The sequence below is a fragment of the Nitrospira calida genome, assembly GCF_976986435.1.
In genome coordinates this window covers 2,650,020-2,666,121 of record NZ_OZ335950.1, presented here as the reverse complement: position 1 = coordinate 2,666,121, position 16,102 = coordinate 2,650,020, and the positions used below count along the sequence as shown (strand labels likewise).

The following is a 16,102-nucleotide window of genomic DNA, read 5'->3' as shown; positions in this document are numbered from 1 at the left end:
CGATCAGTGATCAGCGGTCAGCCGTTCTCCGTATTGCCTCGCCGCCGGAGCCGAGGCATTCCAGACGATCGCCTCCGCGCACCGTTCGCCGCTGACGATCGCGCTTTCCAGCGAGGCGGGCCAGCCGGTGTCGGTCCAGTCTCCCGCGACCAGCAGGTTGGCGAACGGACTCCGGGGCAGCGGCCGCATGGCCCGCGTGCCGGGGCGGAGCGATAGCCACGCCCGCGGCTTTCGCGAGACCCGCGCGGTACTCATCGAGGCGGCAACGAGCGCCGGCAGGGCGTCGACCGCGTCGCGTTGCGCGATCTGAATCAACTCCGAGTCGGCGCGCTCCAGCGCTTCGGCGGTGCCGACGGCAACAGTCGAGACCCAGACGCCTTCTTCCTGCGATTCCGACAAGGGCCGGCTGACTATCCAGTGGAACGTCCGTCCTGCCAAGAGCACCAGGCGGGGAGATCGCAGCCGCCCCTCGAAGCGCAGGTGAACCGTGAGGGCCGAAGAGTCGGTCAGGTGCGCTAATTGCTGGAAGTAGGCGAAATGCGTGACGATCCGCTCTGGAATGAGCGCGCTCAACGCGCTGTGCGGCAGAGCGGCGATGTACCAGTCCGCGGTGAGGGTTTCGCCGTTGTGCAGGTGCACGGCGGCGACGCGGTCGTCGTCGAAAACAAGCCGCGCGGCGGCCGAGTTCAGCCGCAGCGTGACGCCGGTGCGCAGCAAACGCGCCCGCAGCGGAGCGAGCAGCCAGTGTTCAGCGTCCGTCGGCGGAATCGTAACGGCCGAATCACGCTGTCGCGAGAGAAAACACCGTTTCAACATGGTGGCGAACATGGCGGCGGAGACCGTTTTGAGATCGTCGCCCAACAGGAAGCGGGACAGGGGGTTCCAGACCGTGGCCCGCGCGGTCTGCGACTGGCCAGTCTCCTCCAGCCAGGCGTCGGCTGTCTGAAGTTCCAAGTTCTGCGGAAGCGGAGGAGCTCCCTCCCAGGTTCGCTCCAGAAATGACAGGAGACGCCAGCGGTCCCGGAACGACAGCGCCGTGAACAGTGCCACACCGCCTAGGGTATGCCAGGGGCCCGGTGCCCACAGGCGAGGGAACCGCATGCGTCGGTCGGCGGCGAAGAGCAGTTCGAATCCGACTGTGGGCGTTGAACGGATCAGCGGAGCCGTCCCGCAGCGATCCAGGAGATTCCACGTCGCGGTCTGACAGCCCAACAGGAGGATCGGGGCAGGCTCGGGCGGGATTGGTCCTCCGGCCGACTGCTCGCCGTCCAGGCAATCGATCAGGCGTCCGCCGAGCCGTCCCCGCTGCTCGCACAGGGTGACCGCGAAGCCCCGTTCGCTCAGTGCGAGCGCGGCCGTTACCCCGGCGGCCCCTCCACCGATAATCAAGACGGTTGGCTTTGTTTTGTTCACGGCAGTCGAGATCGTAGCCAGACGCCGGCGGCGATGGCCAGCCGATGGGAGGAAGAAAGACCGATGCGCGGTCCGAAGACCCGGTAACCGGATCGTTCGATGCGCCCCAAGATTCGCATATAGACGCCGCGCATGATTTCGGCTACGGTCAAGGCGCGCCGATCGTGTGCGGGGAGGGCGTCGATCGCCGCCCGCGCCCGGTCGTAAAACTCGCGCGCCCGCGCGGACTCGAACCGCATCAATTCCAGGAATGTCGGCGAATAGGTCCGCTTGAACAGTTCGTCTTCACTGTAGCCGAACCGCGCCAGATCTTCCTGCGGGAGGTACACGCGACCACGCTCCGCGTCCGCGCCCACGTCCCTCAGGATGTTCGTGAGCTGGAACGCCGTACCCAAATTGACGGCGTAGTCACACGCGCGGGGGGAGGTCAGGCCGAAAATGTGCAGACAAATCAGCCCGACCACCGACGCGACGCGGTAACAATAAAGCGAGAGTTCTTGGAACGTCGCATAACGCAAGATCGTCAGATCCATTTCGACGCCGTTGATGAGATCGTCAAAATACGCCTGCGGCACCGCCAGGCGGCGGGCGTGCTCCGCCAGACTGATTGTGACCGGATGGGTGGGGGACCCGTGATAGGCGGCGGCCAGTTCCTCGCGCCAGCGGCGAAGCTGGTGGTGCGGATCGCTTCCGGGAGGCGGTTCGTCCACTGCACTGTCCACTTCCTTGCAGAAGGCATACACGGCGTACATCGCGTCACGGCGCGGCTTCGGCAGAAACAGAAAGGAGTAGTAAAAGTTGCTGCCGCTCTTTTTGGTAACCGCGGCGCAGTAGGCTTGGGCGTCGGCGAAAGTCATGCACACGGTATTACGATGTGGCGTGGAGGAGCATGTCGAGTTGCTGGACGCCGGGCGGCAACGCTTCTCCGAACACGGTTGGGTGAAAGATCGCGGCCAGGAGCTCTACGCCGTCCACGAGGCGTGGTCCGGGGCGGCTGAAGTAGGAAACCGCCTCCACGACGTAAGCCTGGCCCTGTCGCCAGGCGCGCAGCGACTGCCACTCCGGCCGATCGATGAGGGATTTGATCTCCCGCGCTGTCCTGGCGATGGAAAATCCGCACGGCATCAGGACGATGACGTCCGGATCCGCGGACAGGAGCGCAGACCAGGTGATTCGTGGTGACGGCGTCCCGCTCGTGCCCAGCGCGTCGAGCCCTCCCGCGGCGGTGACCATGTCCGGCACCCAATGGCCCGCCGCATAGAGGGGCGACAGCCATTCGAGGCAGGCGATCCGCGGGCGTCTGGTGTCGCCGGCGACATGTTCGCGGATGCGGGCCAGCCGCGCGCGAAGGTCGGCGACAAGCCGCCGCGCTTCGGCCGTCCGCTCAGCCGCCGCGCCAATCCGTTCGATATCTGCCAGCACCTCCTCCAGAGTCGCGGGGTTCAGCGTCAGCAAGCGAGGCGGGCGTGGCAACGCCTGCACGGCCCGTTGCAATTGGTCCGGCGTGATCGCGCACACGTGGCAGAGGTCTTGAGTGATGACCAGATCCGGCGCCGCCTCGAAGAAACGCGGTTCATTCAGTCGATACAAACGACGGCCGGCTTGCACGGTCTCCCGGACACGGCGGTCGATCTCTTCGCTGGACGTGCATTCGCTGTCGATGACGGCTTCAACGAGGACCGGTTTTTCGCGGACGGTCGGCGGATAATCGCACTCGTGGCTGATTCCAACCAGATGGTCCGTCAGCTCCAGCGCGGCGACAACTTCGGTGGCTCCGGGGAGGAGGGAAACAATGCGCATAGCGGGTCACCGTCAGTATACCGGGTGATAGGCTCCAGGTGAGCGATAATGGACCGAATCGGCCAACTTGCTGCGTTCTCGCCCTGCGGATCCTTGCGTATCGTCTACGCGCCTCTGTTCTATACCCTTGGCATCCACAATCGTTTGTTCAGTTCGGCTAGGTCCACCCGCTCCAGCGATGGAACGACGGCGTCCGCTTCGCGCAAATCCTGAACTGTATGGGTGTTGGCTACGGCCAGGACCTTCATGCCGGCGGTGCGGGCTGCGCGGATGCCCGGAATGGAGTCCTCGATGACCAGGCAGTCCGCCGCCGCCAGGGACTCGTCAGACCGCTGCTGGTTCAGTGCGGCGAGCGCATGTAGAAAGCCTTCTGGATCCGGTTTGCCGCGCATCACGTCTTCCGAGCTGGTGATGTGTGCGAATTCCTTTCGGATGCCGGCCTGTTCCAGAATGAATTCGATCTCGGGACGCAGGGCTCCCGAGGCGATGGCCAATCGATACCGCGCGGCTGCGTCGCGTACCAGTTCCCGAACACCGGGAAAAATGATGAGATGCCGGCGAATGTGTTCCATGTAGGTGTTGGCCTTGCGGGCGACCAGATCGGCGATCAGCGCAGGCGGTGCAGACCGCCCGTTCGCTGCGAGCGCCGCCGCGAAACAGCCTTTGTCGTCGTAGCCCAGATAATTAGCATAATAGTCGGCCTCCGTCAGGGAGACGCCGATCTCGGCGAGCACTTTCCGGAATGCCGCGAAGTGGATCGGCTCCGTATCCGCGATGACCCCGTCGAAGTCGAAAATCAAGGCGCGTAGCATGTCAGCACGATCGAGAGAGAAGGCCGCCGCGCGGGGCTGCGGATGACGCGGATAGCTCCCGCTCCGAGAAACTGACTGCGTGGATGGATCGGCGCATGATCACACAGTGCGGTGCACCGGCAGGGTCGAGCCTGCGGCGAGTCAACGGGGTTCAAATTCGGAGAATGACGCGCTCGCGAGGCGAAGTCAGGGTTTTAGCCGCAGCCGGCTTTCCGGGATCCAACCCTTTACACCCTCGTCGGTCTTGACGAGGTAGACCCAGGCGTTGTTCCGCCATTCGCCGTCCAATACGGTCAATGTGGAACCGGGTCGAACGGCGGGACCTGGCCGTAGGCCCGCGGCGTCGAACGACAACGTCACCGTTGCGTCGGTAAGACCGGGATCGGCCACGACGGTGACTTTCTGGCCTTCAGCGAACAGCGGGCTGGGCGGCGAAGCTGGAACGGTCATCGGCACGGATGACGGACTTCCGGGTTCCGCGGCGGAAGGAGCCGGTGGCGCGGGCGGAGGCGCGGCCGGCGCAGCCGGCGTCCGCGTCGGGACCGTGGCGGTCGGCGCAGGTGCGGGTTCGCCCAGCAGCGACCCGAGCAGATCCATGACGATTTCCGGATCCATCGCGACGTATGCGGCGCCCGCAAGGAGCACGAGGATCAGCCCCCACAGAAGCGGGCGTCCGCCCGAGCGTTTGGGCGGCTTGCGGTCCGCAGTCCCGCGACCGGGACCGGTCTCTTCTTCGAGCGTGTCTTCAAATTCCAAATCCGGTTCGGGTTCGCGGGCCAAGTGGATGTTCCAGTTGGGGACTCCGGTCACTGCGCCTGCAATCCCTGACGAGGCGAGCATCAACAACCTCCTTCGACCATCGTGACGGGCCACGATCGAACTGGGCCACTAGATAGCATTATCGATCGGCAGTGTCAATTTTCTTTCGGAGGGGGCGAACGTTGCAGACGCTCAGCCATGTACGCAGCGATCCCTAAAAAAGGCTGCTGCGAAAGCCACGAGCGCGTCTTGCGCCTCAACAGTATTGAATCTGCGCGCAAGAAAGCACCTGCCTCTCGCGGCTCCCGGACCTGAAGACCGTGAGACCTTTGCAACCGAGCCGGTAGGCCAGCAAAAATGCGGAGGCGACGTCGCGCTTGGTGGCGGCCGGCGGGAGATTGATGGTCTTGGACACGCCGCTGTCGCTGTATTTCTGAAAGACCGCCTGTATGCGCACGTGGTGAGCCGGCGCGATGTCATGCGCGGTGACGAAAAGCCGCCGCAGGTCCGTGGGCAGGTCGGCCAGCTTGCGGATCGATTCGTTCACCGCCACGCGGCGCAGCAGTCTGGCAGAATAGAGCCCGGCTGCGCGCAGGCGGCGAATGAACTCGGGATGGATGGTGACCAACCGCACGTCTTCCATGACGGTCCTGACGAAACTGACGCCGTAGAGGGGTTCGATCCCGGGTGAGCAGTCGGCGATGATGCTGATGGTGCCGGTGGGGGCGATCGTCGTGACGGTCGCGTTGCGGAGCCGTCGGCCTTCCGATTCCCACCGGCTTCCCTTGAAGCTCGGAAACACCCCGCGCTCTTTCGCCAGTTCGGCCGAGGCGGCGTGCGCGCGCGCCTGCACAAAACGCATGAGCGCTTCCGCCGTTTTCAGCGCGGCGCCGGTGTCGTAGGGAATCCCGAGCTTGATCAGCAAGTCGGCGAATCCCATGATCCCCAACCCGATCTTCCGCGTGCTCTTGGTCATTGTCTCGATCTCGGGCAACGGATAGCGGTTCATGTCGATCACGTTATCGAGGAAACGGACGGCGATCGGGATCACCTGCGCGAGACGATCGTAATCGATCGACGGAGCCTTGGCCGGCCCTTTGACGAACCGGCCGACATTGATCGAGCCGAGCGTGCAGGATTCGTAGGGGAGCAGGGGCTGTTCACCGCATGGATTCGTTGCCTCGATTCGCCCGAGGTGCGGCGTCGGATTGGCGGCGTTGATCGTGTCAAGAAAGACGACGCCCGGCTCGCCGGTCCTCCACGCGGCTTCGGTCAGGCGGTCGAAGACCTCCGTCGCCGGCAGGCGTCTCACCGACTGGCCCGTGCGGGGGTTGATCAGGGCGTACGAACGTCGCTCCTTGAATGCCTGCATAAAGGCGTCGGTGATCCCGACGGACAGGTTGAAGTTCGTCAGTTCCTTAGGATCTTCCTTCACCGCAATGAAGTCCAGAATGTCCGGATGATCCACGCGCAGAATGCCCATATTCGCGCCGCGCCGCGCCCCCCCCTGCTTGATCACCTCCGTCGCCATGTTGAAGATCTTCATGAACGAGACCGGGCCGGAGGCGACTCCGCTGGTGGACGCGACGCGATCGTGTTTGGGGCGCAGATGACTGAACGAAAAGCCGGTGCCGCCGCCCGATTGATGGATCAACGCCTGGTGCTTGAGCGCGTCGAAGATGGATTCGAGGGAATCCTCGACCGGCAGGACGAAGCACGCGGACAGTTGTTGGAGATCCCGGCCGGCGTTCATGAGCGTAGGTGAGTTGGGCAGAAAGTCAAGTTGGGTGAAGAGCCGGTAGAACTGTTCCGCAATCCGGCCGCGTTCCGCCCGGGCGGAATACAGGCGCTCGGCTTCGGCGATGTTCTCTGCGACGCGTCGGAACATGTCCGACGGCGATTCGATCGGCACGCCGGCCTCGTTCTTGGCGAGGTAACGGCGACGGAGCACCGTCAGGGCGTTGGCGGAAAGACGCGGAGTGCGCGAACGGGTCTTGTCCATGGGAACGTCAAAATAACGGCCGATGATGACCTACATTATAAGTGATAGTTTCCAATCGGTACCATGCCAAATCTTCGACTCCTATGTGCTCTACAAAGAGTCCGACGCCGAGATGTCGAGGAGGGCTTGCATCCGGGCGTCGTCTGCGGCAGAATCGCCTCCCCCGCGATGACACCGCGATGAAGACCTATCGAGAAGAGCTGTGGTTTGAGACCGAGACCAGACGGGCTTACATCAACATCACCCCGCAGGTCGAGGCGGCCGTCAAGAAGAGCGGCGTGCGGGAGGGGCTTGTCCTGGTCAATGCGATGCACATTACCGCCAGCGTGTACATCAACGATGACGAGCCGGGGTTGCTCAAGGACTACGACGACTTTTTGGAGAAATTGGCGCCGCAGGGCGACCGGTATCGCCACAACCAGACCGGCGAAGACAATGGCGACGCGCACATCAAGCGCCAGATCATGGGACGGGAAGTAGTGGTCGCCATCACAGACGGACGGCTGGACTTCGGGCCATGGGAGCAGATTTTTTACGGCGAGTTCGACGGGCGGCGCCGGAAGCGGGTTCTCATCAAGGTGATCGGCGAGTGACCGAAGCGACGGGCCGGTCGATGCGAGTCCGGCGATCGCTCGGGAAAGGTCAAGATGGAGAAGTCGGGACGAGCGATGGAACGGGGAAGGTGCTTGCCACGGTTGCGAAAGTTTGGCAACATGACGCATCATACGCTGGAGAACCGACTTGATCCGGCGGTGCTGGTCTGAGGAGGTCACTATGTCAAGCTGGTCGCGGCCCGATCCGCTGATGCGCGATCTGATCCACCTTATTAACGCTCGCCGACACGACCACGGCGACACGGACGCGGCGGTGGACACCTTGCAGGCGTTTCTAGAGCAGGGCCGGGAGCAGGACCTGCTCACCGTTTTAGCGGCGCTGGACGAAGACATGGCGGAGTGGTTGTTCGATTTAGTTGCCGAAGCCGCCTGCTCGGTCGTGCTCGACGGTGATCTCGACGAGAAGCCAGCCTATGCGGTGATGGCGGCGTTGGAATTGCCGCTGCAGGCGAACCTGCCCCCGCCTCTTAAGCTCAAAATCGATCCGGTGGCGACCGCCGATCTGCTGCATCGGCATCTGCGCCTGCCAGCCGGCACCGTCGTGCGGGTCGAGCCCAGATTGCTCACCGATGCGACGCTGGAGCTGATGACGCTCCAGGCTCTCAACGAACATCTCATCGCGCTCGCCGATTCTCAGCGGACGCAGCCGATCACCGCGCGCGTGCATCCCCCAGTCGAGAACACCGCGTTCCTGATTTTCGAACTGATTGGCGCGCCGGATCCCAGTCTGCCGGAAGCGCTCGAAGAGCGGCATCGCCGCGTGCTGCTGGAAGGGTTGGTGGAACAATGTCCGGAGTTGGCCCTGGCGCCCCACATGCTTGAGGCGCCAGTCTATGCGGCCTATGCCATGTTCGACGCGCAGAACGCCGTACGACTGCACCGACTGGCAGATGAAACGGCGGCTGTGTGGCGAGACCTCGATCCGGTCGTCCGCGCGCGGACGATCGTGCACCTGCATACTCAATGCGGGAACGGGGTGTACATGCCGGTCTGGACCGACCTCTTCGACCCCGAACTCCCCGAAGACCACGGACCACTGTGGACCTCCCCGGACGTGTGGGTCTTCACCGCCGACTTACCGATCGAGTGGCCCGGGGAGATGCTCACCAATCGGCTGCTCGCTGAAGGCTGCACGCGGTTTGAGAATCATATCGTCGAAGCGCCGGAAAACTAGCCTGAAGTCAACAGTGAACAGCCAGCAGCTTCCGGCGATCAGGACACGGTCGAGGGCGCGTCGGTGCGACACGTCATTTGTCACCGTCCCCTTCCTCGTTTGGCGACCCCGCAAGTCCGTTATCGTCCCGGTCGTCCGCTGCCGCTTCCGCTGAACACGCCAAACCCGGAACGCGGAGTGAACGACGCAACAGGCGGGGGCGACTCGCGTGGCATGAGCGCGCCATGCGGATTGAAGGGCAGGATCGGCGCGGGCGTGAAGTTGTTGGGCGGAGGCGGCAGGCCGAAATTGAAAATAGTCCCGGCCCTGGTTTCTCCGCCGGGGCCGGTAAATTGATACGTCGAGATCCCGCCGAAATCGTAAATCGTGCCTCGTGTGCCGTGGCTGTCATGGTACAGCTTGATCCCGCCAAAGTCATAGACGGTGCCGGTCGTGCCATCACTGCCTTGGATGATCGTGATGTCGCCGGCCAAGGTGGGAGTGGTCGCGAGCAGGACCCAGATGATGAGCCCGGTGGTCCGGGCGATCCGGAGGTGTCTCTTCATGGCCGCCCCTCCTTGGAAACAATGAGAGCGACAGGAATCCGTGCGGTCTTGTCTTCATGATACTAAACGGAGGGCCTGAGTGGAGCAGCGTAAACGGGCGCGGGTGCTATACGGAGGCGGCTTTTTTGAGCGGATCGAGCAACTTCTCCGGCACCTTGAGATTGCCCCGGCCGACCCCGACCTCGATGTCGGGCTTTGTCACGCCGTGAAAGTCGCTGCCACCGGTGACGAGGAGGGCGAGGCGTTTGGCGATGTTGAGATATTGGGACGTCTGCTGCGCGGTGTGCGTACTGTAATAGACTTCGATGCCTCCGAGCCCCTCGCCCTTCAATTTGTCGCAGAGCCTGTACAGCCCTTCCGCTGACTCCTTGATCCAGGTGGGATGCGCCAGCACCGCCACGCCATGCGCGGCTCTGATCCAGGCGATGGCTTCGGCCGGCGTGGGCAGGGCGCGTGGCACATAAGCGGCCGCGCCTTCGGCCAAATACCGATCGAACGCTTCTTTCGCCGAGGTCACATACCCCTTGTTCATGAGCACACGGGCGATGTGTGGGCGGCCGACCGACTCGGTTCCCGCAAGGGCTCTTACCTCTTCGTAGGTGACCGCGAGACCGAGTTCGTTGAGTTTTTCGATGATGCGCGGATTACGGTCGTGGCGGCTGTTTCGCAGGTTGGCCAGACGACGAGTCAATTCGGTGTCCTTCCAATCAAGAAAGTAGCCGAGGATGTGTAATTCGCCGTCGCCGTAACAGGAGCTGATCTCGACGCCCGGGATGACCTCGATGCCCAGGCGTGCGCCGGCCTCCATGGCTTCCGGAATGCCGTCCACGATATCGTGATCAGTGATCGCCAGCGCGGTCACGCCGGCTTTCCCAGCGAGTGCCAACACGTCGATCGGTGGCAGGCTGCCGTCCGAATGCGTCGTGTGAAGATGAAGGTCAATACGGCTCATACGCCCCCTTGCCCGTCTTCTGCGCCACCAGTTGAGCGGTGAACGTGGCGCCAGCGCCGTGCCCGCCTTCGTGTTCGCCTTCGTCGTAATGCAGTACGCGCAGACGCGAAGCGAGGCGCAGCAATTCGTTATGCGCAAGGCAAAATTCCCAGCGCCGCGGGTGCTGATGGCGCAGGTAATTGTCGATCACAAACGTCTCGTAGACGAGCACGCCGTTCGGCTTCAGCGCATCGAGCAAAGCGGGAAAGAGCGACCGATAGAGGTAAAAGAAGACGACGATGACGTCGTACTCTTCCTTCGGAAGTTCGGGCGCTCGGTCACCTTTTTCCAGGTCAACCGTTCGGACGGTCAAGTTCTGGAGGTTCCGCTGCCGGGCGGTGGCCGCAAGCTGGGCCAGCGCCTGTTCGTCCCGGTCGATGGCTTCCACCTGGAATCCATGCGAGGCGAGGAACAGCGCGTTCCGGCCGGATCCAGCCGCCACGTCGAGCGCCTTCCCCTTCGGCAATCGGTGAAGCTGTTGGACGAGGAACCTCGCCGGCGGCGGATCGGCCGCCTGAAGCTGCTGGGCCGTTCGGCTCCGCTCTAGCCGGATCCCGACCGACTCGGTAGAGAGTTTAAGCGGCGGAGCCAGCTTGCGGACCCAAATTCGGACACGCTCGGCGGGAAATTCCGCGAACAACGTCCCGACGAGCCGTTCGGCCAGCGTTTCGAGGAGGCAGGTATCCTGACTCCTTCCGACTTCGACGATCCGTTCTGCGACCCGGGCATAGTCTACAGTATGGTTGATATTGTCGGTGGCCGCTGCCGCTTCGGTCTGATACTCCAGCTCCACATCGACGGCAATCGGTTGAGGCGTTTGCCGCTCTTCTGGGATGACTCCGCAATGCCCTTGAAATTCGAGGCGTTCGATGACGATACGACCAACCATACTGGCCATTCTCGTTGATCGTTCGGAAGGGTGTCAAGCAACGGGCGAGGAATCGGCCTGAATATCTTCGTGCTTGACTCCCCTTTTCAGCGGCTTCTATAATTTCTTGCATTCCTCACGCACTCGCAACGTCCTGATTCGCCGAGGAAAATGGCTGAGTTTACGCACTTTAACGAGGCGGGACGGGCGCGGATGGTCGATGTCACCGGCAAGGATCCGACTGAACGGATCGCCTCGGCGCAAGCTAAGGTCTACCTCGAGCCTGAGACGCTCGAAAAGATCCAGCGGGGCAAGATCGCCAAAGGAGACGTGCTGGCCGTGGCGCAGGTCGCCGGGGTTATGGGTGCCAAGCGGACTCCCGATCTGATCCCCATGTGCCATCCGCTTCTGCTGACCAGCGTGGACATCTCGTTCAAGGAAGATCCCCAACCCGATCGGAACGGCCGGTGCGCGATCACCATCACCGCGACCGTCAAGACGACCGGTCAGACCGGGGTGGAGATGGAGGCGATGACCGCTGTTTCGGTGGCGGCCCTGACCATTTACGATATGTGCAAGGCCGTGGATCGCGGTATGAGCTTCGGCGACATCTGTCTCCTGTCGAAGTCCGGGGGGAAGTCGGGCACGTATCGAAGGGAATGATGAATGAGGAATGTGGAATGAGGCGTTCGATAAGCGATCGGGCAAGTCGCAAATTCCTCGTTCTCAATTTCTAATTCCACATTATTATCGGTTCGATGATCGCCGTTAAACTCTTTGGCATGACGAAATCGCTCGCGCATAACCAACGCGAGCTGTCGGTGGCGCTGGCGTCGGGCGGGCGGGTCAGGGATTTGATTGGCATGCTGGACGCACAGTATCCCCAAATCGGCGAACTGATTCACAAAAAGAAAATCCTGGTGTCCGTGAACCAGGCCATCGCGCACGAGGATACCGAAATCAACGAAGGCGATGAGGTGGCGTTGTTGCCGCCTTTCGCGGGTGGGGCGCCTATGACACACGAGAGCGGAAACGGGGCAGCGCGCGGGGACGACGCCATGTTCGCCCGCGTGCAGCGCGAAGATTTTTCGGTCGATGAAGAAATCGCCCGGGTGCGCAGCCGATCCACGCGCATCGGCGGCATCGCGATTTTTCTGGGCACCGCCCGCGATCGATCGAAAGGGCGTGATGTGAGCAGTATCACCTTCGAATACTACGAAGGGATGGCCCAGAAAAAGCTGCGCGAGATCCGTGAGCGGGCGCTCAAGGAGTTCGATGTCATCGAGGTGCTCATCGTGCACCGTTATGGGGACATCGGAATCGGCGAGAACATCGTGCTGATCGTGGTCGGCGCCGAGCATCGCGCCGAGGCGTTCCGCACCTGCAAATGGGCGATCGACGAGCTGAAGCAGATCACGCCGATCTGGAAACTCGAACACACGCCGGAAGGCGAGGTCTGGGTCGAAGAGCATCCATGAGTTCGCTACCGCTCAGCGAAACGGCACCGGTGGTTGGTGATGTCTTCGGCCGACCGTTGAAGAGTCTGCGGTTGTCGGTCACCGACCGGTGCAACCTCCGTTGCAAATACTGCATGCCGGAGGAGGACTACACCTGGTTGCCCCGCGAAACCATCCTAAGCTTCGAGGAATTGGCGACGCTCACCGATTTGTTCACGGAACTCGGCGTGGACAAGGTGCGGTTGACCGGGGGCGAGCCTCTGCTCCGGAAGGATCTGCCGATCTTCGTCCGGATGCTGACCCGGAACCGGCGGATCAAGGATATCGCGCTGACGACAAACGGCGTGTTGATGGCCGATCAGGCAGAAGCGCTGCACTACGCCGGCCTGCATCGCGTCACCGTCAGTTTGGATACGCTGCGTCCCGACCGCTTCCGCGCCTTGACCCGGCGCGACATGCACCGCCAAGTACTGGAGGGGATCGACGCGGTGGTGCGGGCCGGATTCCAGAACCTAAAACTGGATACGGTAGCGATCAAGGGATTTAACGACGACGAGTTGGCGGACCTCATCGAGTATGGCAAGCACGTCAGCGCCGAGGTCCGCTTCATCGAATACATGGATGTCGGGGGCGCGACCGAGTGGTCCATGGACAAAGTTCTCTCCCGCGCCGAAATTCTCGACCGGTTGAGCCGCCGATACGGCCCCGTCGAGCCCGTGATCGAAGAAAGCTCCGCGCCGGCCCAGCGCTTCACGCTACCTGATGGCACGACGTTCGGGATCATCGCGTCGACCACCTCCCCCTTCTGCGCGACCTGCGACCGGAGCCGCCTAACCGCGGACGGTCTGTGGTATCTCTGTCTTTATGCGAAGGACGGGATCGATCTGCGCGCCCCGCTCCGCGCCGGCGTTTCGCGGGACGATCTCATCGCGCTCATTCGCGCCGGCTGGCGCCAGCGCAAGGACCGAGGCGCCGAGGAGCGCAAGGCCCTGGAGCGGTTCGGGCTTCGGGAAGCGCGACTGATCGAGATCGAGCGGCTTCGGGAAGATCCCCATCTTGAAATGCATGCCCGAGGGGGGTGACCGGGCGTCTTCCGTTCGGTTGCGTCCACGGCGCTGTTCAGCCGTCCCGCGTCCCTTTTCATGTTCATGTTGGAGAGTCACTTTCTCACGATGCTCGGCCTCGGCTTTGTGCTGGGGCTTCGGCATGCGCTGGATGCCGACCATCTGGCAGCCGTATCCACCGTACTCGCGCAGCGGCCGACGTTCAAGGCTTCGGGATTGATCGGATTGTGGTGGGGTCTGGGGCATACCGTAATGCTGCTCGCGGTGGGCTGCGTCGTCATGGCGATGAACGTGGCGATTCCTGACCGTCTGGCGGAAGCCTGTGAGTTTGGAGTTGGAGCTATGCTGGTGGCGCTCGGGGTGTCGCTGGCGCTCAAGATGTCCCGAGAACGGTGGCATCTGCACGCCCACGAGCACGACGGAAAACGGCACCTCCACTTCCATAGTCATCGATCCGGCGCCGATCACGTCCATGGGCACTGGCTGAAACATTCTCTTCAACCGTTGTTGATCGGCATGGCCCACGGCTTGGCCGGATCCGCCGCGTTGCTCTTGGTGGTGCTCTCCACCGTCCGAACGTTGGGCGAAGGGGTGGCTTACATTCTCGTGTTCGGCGCCGGGTCCATCTTCGGGATGATACTGGTCGGGCTAGCCCTCAGCGTTCCGGTCGTCTGGTCGCTTTCCCTCGGTCACCGGGTGTATTGGGCGGTGCAGGGACTTGCCAGCCTGGGAAGCATCGGTGTGGGAGTCGCAATGATGGTTCGTATCGGATTCAGCGGGGGGCCGCTGTAGGCCGCTCGCGATTGGGTTCGGGAGGCCACCTGGCGCACCCGCGGCTTTCTTCGTGCGAAGCCGCAACAGGTGTGATAGGCTTTGCGCTTGTGTGTCCGATGACCAGAGGAGGTCGCCGACGCGATGATCGGCCGACGGGGTGCCGCTTGTGAAGATCCGGGTGCTGGGGTGTCACGGTTCTGACCAGCTCTTGGATGAAGCGCGCGGACCGCTACAGTGCGGAACCTGTGGGTTTCTCGTCAATGGAACCGTGCTGGTGGATGCGGGCACTGTCGGTTCGCAGCTCCGGTTGGCCGAGCAAAAGCAGATTCGCCATGTTCTGCTGTCTCATCTTCACTTCGACCACATCAAGGGGTTGCCGACGCTGGCCGACAATCTGGTCGGCGAATCCGAGATCCCGGTCGGTGTCGCCAGCATCCCGGAAGTGCTCAAAGGGCTGGAAGCCCACATCTTCAACGGCGAGGTGTATCCGGACTTTTTCCGGTTGCCCGACCCTGGCCGACCGGTCTTTGTCTCGTGCCCGCTCACGGCCGGCAAGGAAGCCCGGCTGTCCGGGCTGACCGTGATACCCGTTCCGGTGAACCATTTGGTGCCAACGGTCGGATTTGTCCTGACTGACGGCGTGACGACGGTGCTGTACAGCGGCGATACGTACCGGACCGACCAACTTTGGCGCATCGCGGCGGGTTTCCCAACGCTGAAAGCGGCCTTCATCGAAACTTCCTTTCCGAATGAGATGGAAGAATTGGCCAAGCTCACCAAGCATTTGACGCCCGCGCTTTTGGCAGAAGAATTCCGCAAGATCGGCCGTCCGGGCCTCGCGCTCTACGTCTATCATATGAAACCGCGGTTTCGAGATCGGATCCTGCGCCAACTCAGCGATCTGAACGTGCCGAATCTGACCGTGTTGGAAGAAGGGCAGGAGCTCATCGTCTAAGCAGTGAGGATCTATGGCGTGGTTTAAAAAACACAAATCGACCGAGACCGAGGGACCGAGACGAACGAAGGTCACGGAGGGCATGTGGCTAAAGTGCAATCATTGCCGTGAAATCGTCTATCGCAAGGAAGTCGAACGCAACAACAAAGTCTGCCCCAAGTGCGATTACCATTTCCCTATTTCTGTCATGGAGCGCATCTCTCTCCTGGTGGACCTGGGGACGTTCAAAGAGTGGGATGCGGAACTGGAACCGCTCGATCCGCTGGAGTTTCACGACACCCGGTCCTACCGTGAACGGGTGAAGACCCAGCAGGAAAAAACGGGCCGCAAGGATGCGATCGTTATCGGAGAGGGCTCGATCAACGGCAAGCGGGTGGCTTTGTGTGTTTTCGATTTCGGGTTCATGGGCGGCAGCATGGGTTCCGTGGTCGGAGAGAAGATTTGCCGCGCGGTCGATCGGGCGCTGGCGTCCCGCCTGCCGGTGATCATGGTTACGACCTCGGGCGGTGCGCGGATGCAGGAAGGGATTCTTTCGCTGATGCAGATGGCCAAGACTGCGGCGGCGATCGCGAAACTGGGGGAGGCCAAACTGCCGTTCATTTCCGTGTTGGCCGATCCGACGTTCGGCGGCGTGACGGCCAGTGTGGCGATGTTGGGCGATGTGATCATCGCCGAGCCCAAAGCGTTGATTGGATTCGCCGGCCCCCGCGTCATCGAGCAGACGATCAAGCAGCAATTGCCTGACCAGTTTCAGCGGGCCGAGTTTCTGTTGGAGCACGGCATGATCGACATGATCGTCGAGCGCAAACAACTGAAGGATACGCTGAGCACGCTGGTGACCCACTTCTAGCGTCACACCCGCCCGCACCGAGCC

Annotated in this window: 17 protein-coding genes; 8 read left to right on the top strand and 9 right to left on the bottom strand. The window is 62.4% G+C overall.

The window, feature by feature from the left end; genetic code table 11:
* Positions 1–3: 3 nt before the first annotated feature.
* The 6 genes from ACWHTU_RS13170 to ACWHTU_RS13145 form a co-directional block, all read right to left on the bottom strand.
* A complete protein-coding gene (locus tag ACWHTU_RS13170; protein ID WP_447859831.1) occupies positions 4–1,413 on the bottom strand; it encodes a hydroxysqualene dehydroxylase in 1,410 nt (469 codons plus the stop codon).
* Positions 1,410–2,270 (bottom strand): presqualene diphosphate synthase HpnD, encoded by an 861-nt coding sequence (gene hpnD, locus ACWHTU_RS13165; RefSeq protein WP_447859830.1) that lies wholly within the window; start codon positions 2,268–2,270, stop codon positions 1,410–1,412. The genes ACWHTU_RS13170 and hpnD overlap by 4 nt, the downstream gene beginning before the upstream one ends.
* Positions 2,271–2,280: 10 nt before the next feature.
* On the bottom strand, positions 2,281–3,213 hold the full coding sequence (locus ACWHTU_RS13160; protein WP_447859829.1) for a cobalamin-binding protein: 933 nt from the start codon (positions 3,211–3,213) through the stop codon (positions 2,281–2,283).
* A 119-nt stretch (positions 3,214–3,332) separates the two neighbouring features.
* Positions 3,333–4,025 carry an HAD family hydrolase gene (locus ACWHTU_RS13155; protein WP_447859828.1) on the bottom strand — a complete coding sequence of 231 codons (693 nt, stop codon included), beginning with the start codon at positions 4,023–4,025 and terminating at the stop codon, positions 3,333–3,335.
* Between the two features lie 186 nt (positions 4,026–4,211).
* A complete protein-coding gene (locus ACWHTU_RS13150; RefSeq protein WP_447859827.1) occupies positions 4,212–4,865 on the bottom strand; it encodes a hypothetical protein in 654 nt (217 codons plus the stop codon).
* A gap of 175 nt (positions 4,866–5,040) precedes the next feature.
* Positions 5,041–6,786 (bottom strand): adenosylcobalamin-dependent ribonucleoside-diphosphate reductase, encoded by a 1,746-nt coding sequence (locus tag ACWHTU_RS13145; protein ID WP_447859826.1) that lies wholly within the window; start codon positions 6,784–6,786, stop codon positions 5,041–5,043.
* A 179-nt stretch (positions 6,787–6,965) separates the two neighbouring features.
* Here ACWHTU_RS13145 and ACWHTU_RS13140 point away from each other — a divergent pair, with 179 nt between their 5' ends.
* Positions 6,966–7,379, top strand: a complete 414-nt coding sequence (locus ACWHTU_RS13140; protein WP_447859825.1) for a secondary thiamine-phosphate synthase enzyme YjbQ — start codon at positions 6,966–6,968, stop codon at positions 7,377–7,379.
* A 181-nt stretch (positions 7,380–7,560) separates the two neighbouring features.
* Positions 7,561–8,574: a hypothetical protein gene (locus ACWHTU_RS13135; protein ID WP_447859824.1), complete on the top strand. Its 1,014-nt coding sequence runs from the start codon at positions 7,561–7,563 to the stop codon at positions 8,572–8,574.
* 119 nt (positions 8,575–8,693) lie between these two features.
* Here the strand turns inward: ACWHTU_RS13135 and ACWHTU_RS13130 are convergent, their stop codons facing one another.
* The 3 genes from ACWHTU_RS13130 to folB form a co-directional block, all read right to left on the bottom strand.
* Positions 8,694–9,119, bottom strand: a complete 426-nt coding sequence (locus ACWHTU_RS13130; RefSeq protein ID WP_447859823.1) for a hypothetical protein — start codon at positions 9,117–9,119, stop codon at positions 8,694–8,696.
* A 106-nt stretch (positions 9,120–9,225) separates the two neighbouring features.
* Positions 9,226–10,071: a PHP domain-containing protein gene (locus ACWHTU_RS13125; RefSeq protein ID WP_447859821.1), complete on the bottom strand. Its 846-nt coding sequence runs from the start codon at positions 10,069–10,071 to the stop codon at positions 9,226–9,228.
* Positions 10,058–11,008: a dihydroneopterin aldolase gene (folB, locus tag ACWHTU_RS13120; protein WP_447859820.1), complete on the bottom strand. Its 951-nt coding sequence runs from the start codon at positions 11,006–11,008 to the stop codon at positions 10,058–10,060. Before folB ends, ACWHTU_RS13125 begins: the two co-directional genes overlap by 14 nt.
* Positions 11,009–11,149: 141 nt before the next feature.
* Here folB and moaC point away from each other — a divergent pair, with 141 nt between their 5' ends.
* The 6 genes from moaC (at position 11,150) to accD (ending at position 16,078) form a co-directional block, all read left to right on the top strand.
* Complete coding sequence (moaC, locus tag ACWHTU_RS13115; RefSeq protein WP_447859818.1) at positions 11,150–11,641, top strand: cyclic pyranopterin monophosphate synthase MoaC; 492 nt, start codon at positions 11,150–11,152, stop codon at positions 11,639–11,641.
* Between the two features lie 95 nt (positions 11,642–11,736).
* Positions 11,737–12,456 carry a molybdenum cofactor biosynthesis protein gene (locus ACWHTU_RS13110; protein ID WP_447859817.1) on the top strand — a complete coding sequence of 240 codons (720 nt, stop codon included), beginning with the start codon at positions 11,737–11,739 and terminating at the stop codon, positions 12,454–12,456.
* Positions 12,453–13,517, top strand: a complete 1,065-nt coding sequence (gene moaA / locus ACWHTU_RS13105) for a GTP 3',8-cyclase MoaA (protein ID WP_447859815.1) — start codon at positions 12,453–12,455, stop codon at positions 13,515–13,517. Before ACWHTU_RS13110 ends, moaA begins: the two co-directional genes overlap by 4 nt.
* A 60-nt stretch (positions 13,518–13,577) precedes the next feature.
* Positions 13,578–14,291, top strand: a complete 714-nt coding sequence (locus tag ACWHTU_RS13100; RefSeq protein ID WP_447859814.1) for a HoxN/HupN/NixA family nickel/cobalt transporter — start codon at positions 13,578–13,580, stop codon at positions 14,289–14,291.
* A 139-nt stretch (positions 14,292–14,430) separates the two neighbouring features.
* Entirely contained in the window at positions 14,431–15,228 is a 798-nt protein-coding gene (locus tag ACWHTU_RS13095) for an MBL fold metallo-hydrolase (RefSeq protein WP_447859813.1), read from the top strand.
* Positions 15,229–15,241: 13 nt separating this feature from the next.
* Positions 15,242–16,078, top strand: a complete 837-nt coding sequence (gene accD, locus ACWHTU_RS13090; protein ID WP_447859812.1) for an acetyl-CoA carboxylase, carboxyltransferase subunit beta — start codon at positions 15,242–15,244, stop codon at positions 16,076–16,078.
* Positions 16,079–16,102 lie beyond the last annotated feature (24 nt).

What these genes read in the sequence shown, in the direction of transcription:
- hpnD (WP_447859830.1), bottom strand. Translation starts at nt 2,270, where the DNA reads ATGACTTTCGCCGACGCCCAAGCCTACTGCGCCGCGGTTACCAAAAAG.
- ACWHTU_RS13160 (WP_447859829.1), bottom strand. Translation starts at nt 3,213, where the DNA reads ATGCGCATTGTTTCCCTCCTCCCCGGAGCCACCGAAGTTGTCGCCGCG.
- ACWHTU_RS13155 (WP_447859828.1), bottom strand. Translation starts at nt 4,025, where the DNA reads ATGCTACGCGCCTTGATTTTCGACTTCGACGGGGTCATCGCGGATACG.
- ACWHTU_RS13150 (WP_447859827.1), bottom strand. Translation starts at nt 4,865, where the DNA reads ATGCTCGCCTCGTCAGGGATTGCAGGCGCAGTGACCGGAGTCCCCAAC.
- ACWHTU_RS13145 (WP_447859826.1), bottom strand. Translation starts at nt 6,786, where the DNA reads ATGGACAAGACCCGTTCGCGCACTCCGCGTCTTTCCGCCAACGCCCTG.
- ACWHTU_RS13140 (WP_447859825.1), top strand. Translation starts at nt 6,966, where the DNA reads ATGAAGACCTATCGAGAAGAGCTGTGGTTTGAGACCGAGACCAGACGG.
- ACWHTU_RS13135 (WP_447859824.1), top strand. Translation starts at nt 7,561, where the DNA reads ATGTCAAGCTGGTCGCGGCCCGATCCGCTGATGCGCGATCTGATCCAC.
- ACWHTU_RS13130 (WP_447859823.1), bottom strand. Translation starts at nt 9,119, where the DNA reads ATGAAGAGACACCTCCGGATCGCCCGGACCACCGGGCTCATCATCTGG.
- ACWHTU_RS13125 (WP_447859821.1), bottom strand. Translation starts at nt 10,071, where the DNA reads ATGAGCCGTATTGACCTTCATCTTCACACGACGCATTCGGACGGCAGC.
- folB (WP_447859820.1), bottom strand. Translation starts at nt 11,008, where the DNA reads ATGGCCAGTATGGTTGGTCGTATCGTCATCGAACGCCTCGAATTTCAA.
- moaC (WP_447859818.1), top strand. Translation starts at nt 11,150, where the DNA reads ATGGCTGAGTTTACGCACTTTAACGAGGCGGGACGGGCGCGGATGGTC.
- ACWHTU_RS13110 (WP_447859817.1), top strand. Translation starts at nt 11,737, where the DNA reads ATGATCGCCGTTAAACTCTTTGGCATGACGAAATCGCTCGCGCATAAC.
- moaA (WP_447859815.1), top strand. Translation starts at nt 12,453, where the DNA reads ATGAGTTCGCTACCGCTCAGCGAAACGGCACCGGTGGTTGGTGATGTC.
- ACWHTU_RS13100 (WP_447859814.1), top strand. Translation starts at nt 13,578, where the DNA reads ATGTTCATGTTGGAGAGTCACTTTCTCACGATGCTCGGCCTCGGCTTT.
- accD (WP_447859812.1), top strand. Translation starts at nt 15,242, where the DNA reads ATGGCGTGGTTTAAAAAACACAAATCGACCGAGACCGAGGGACCGAGA.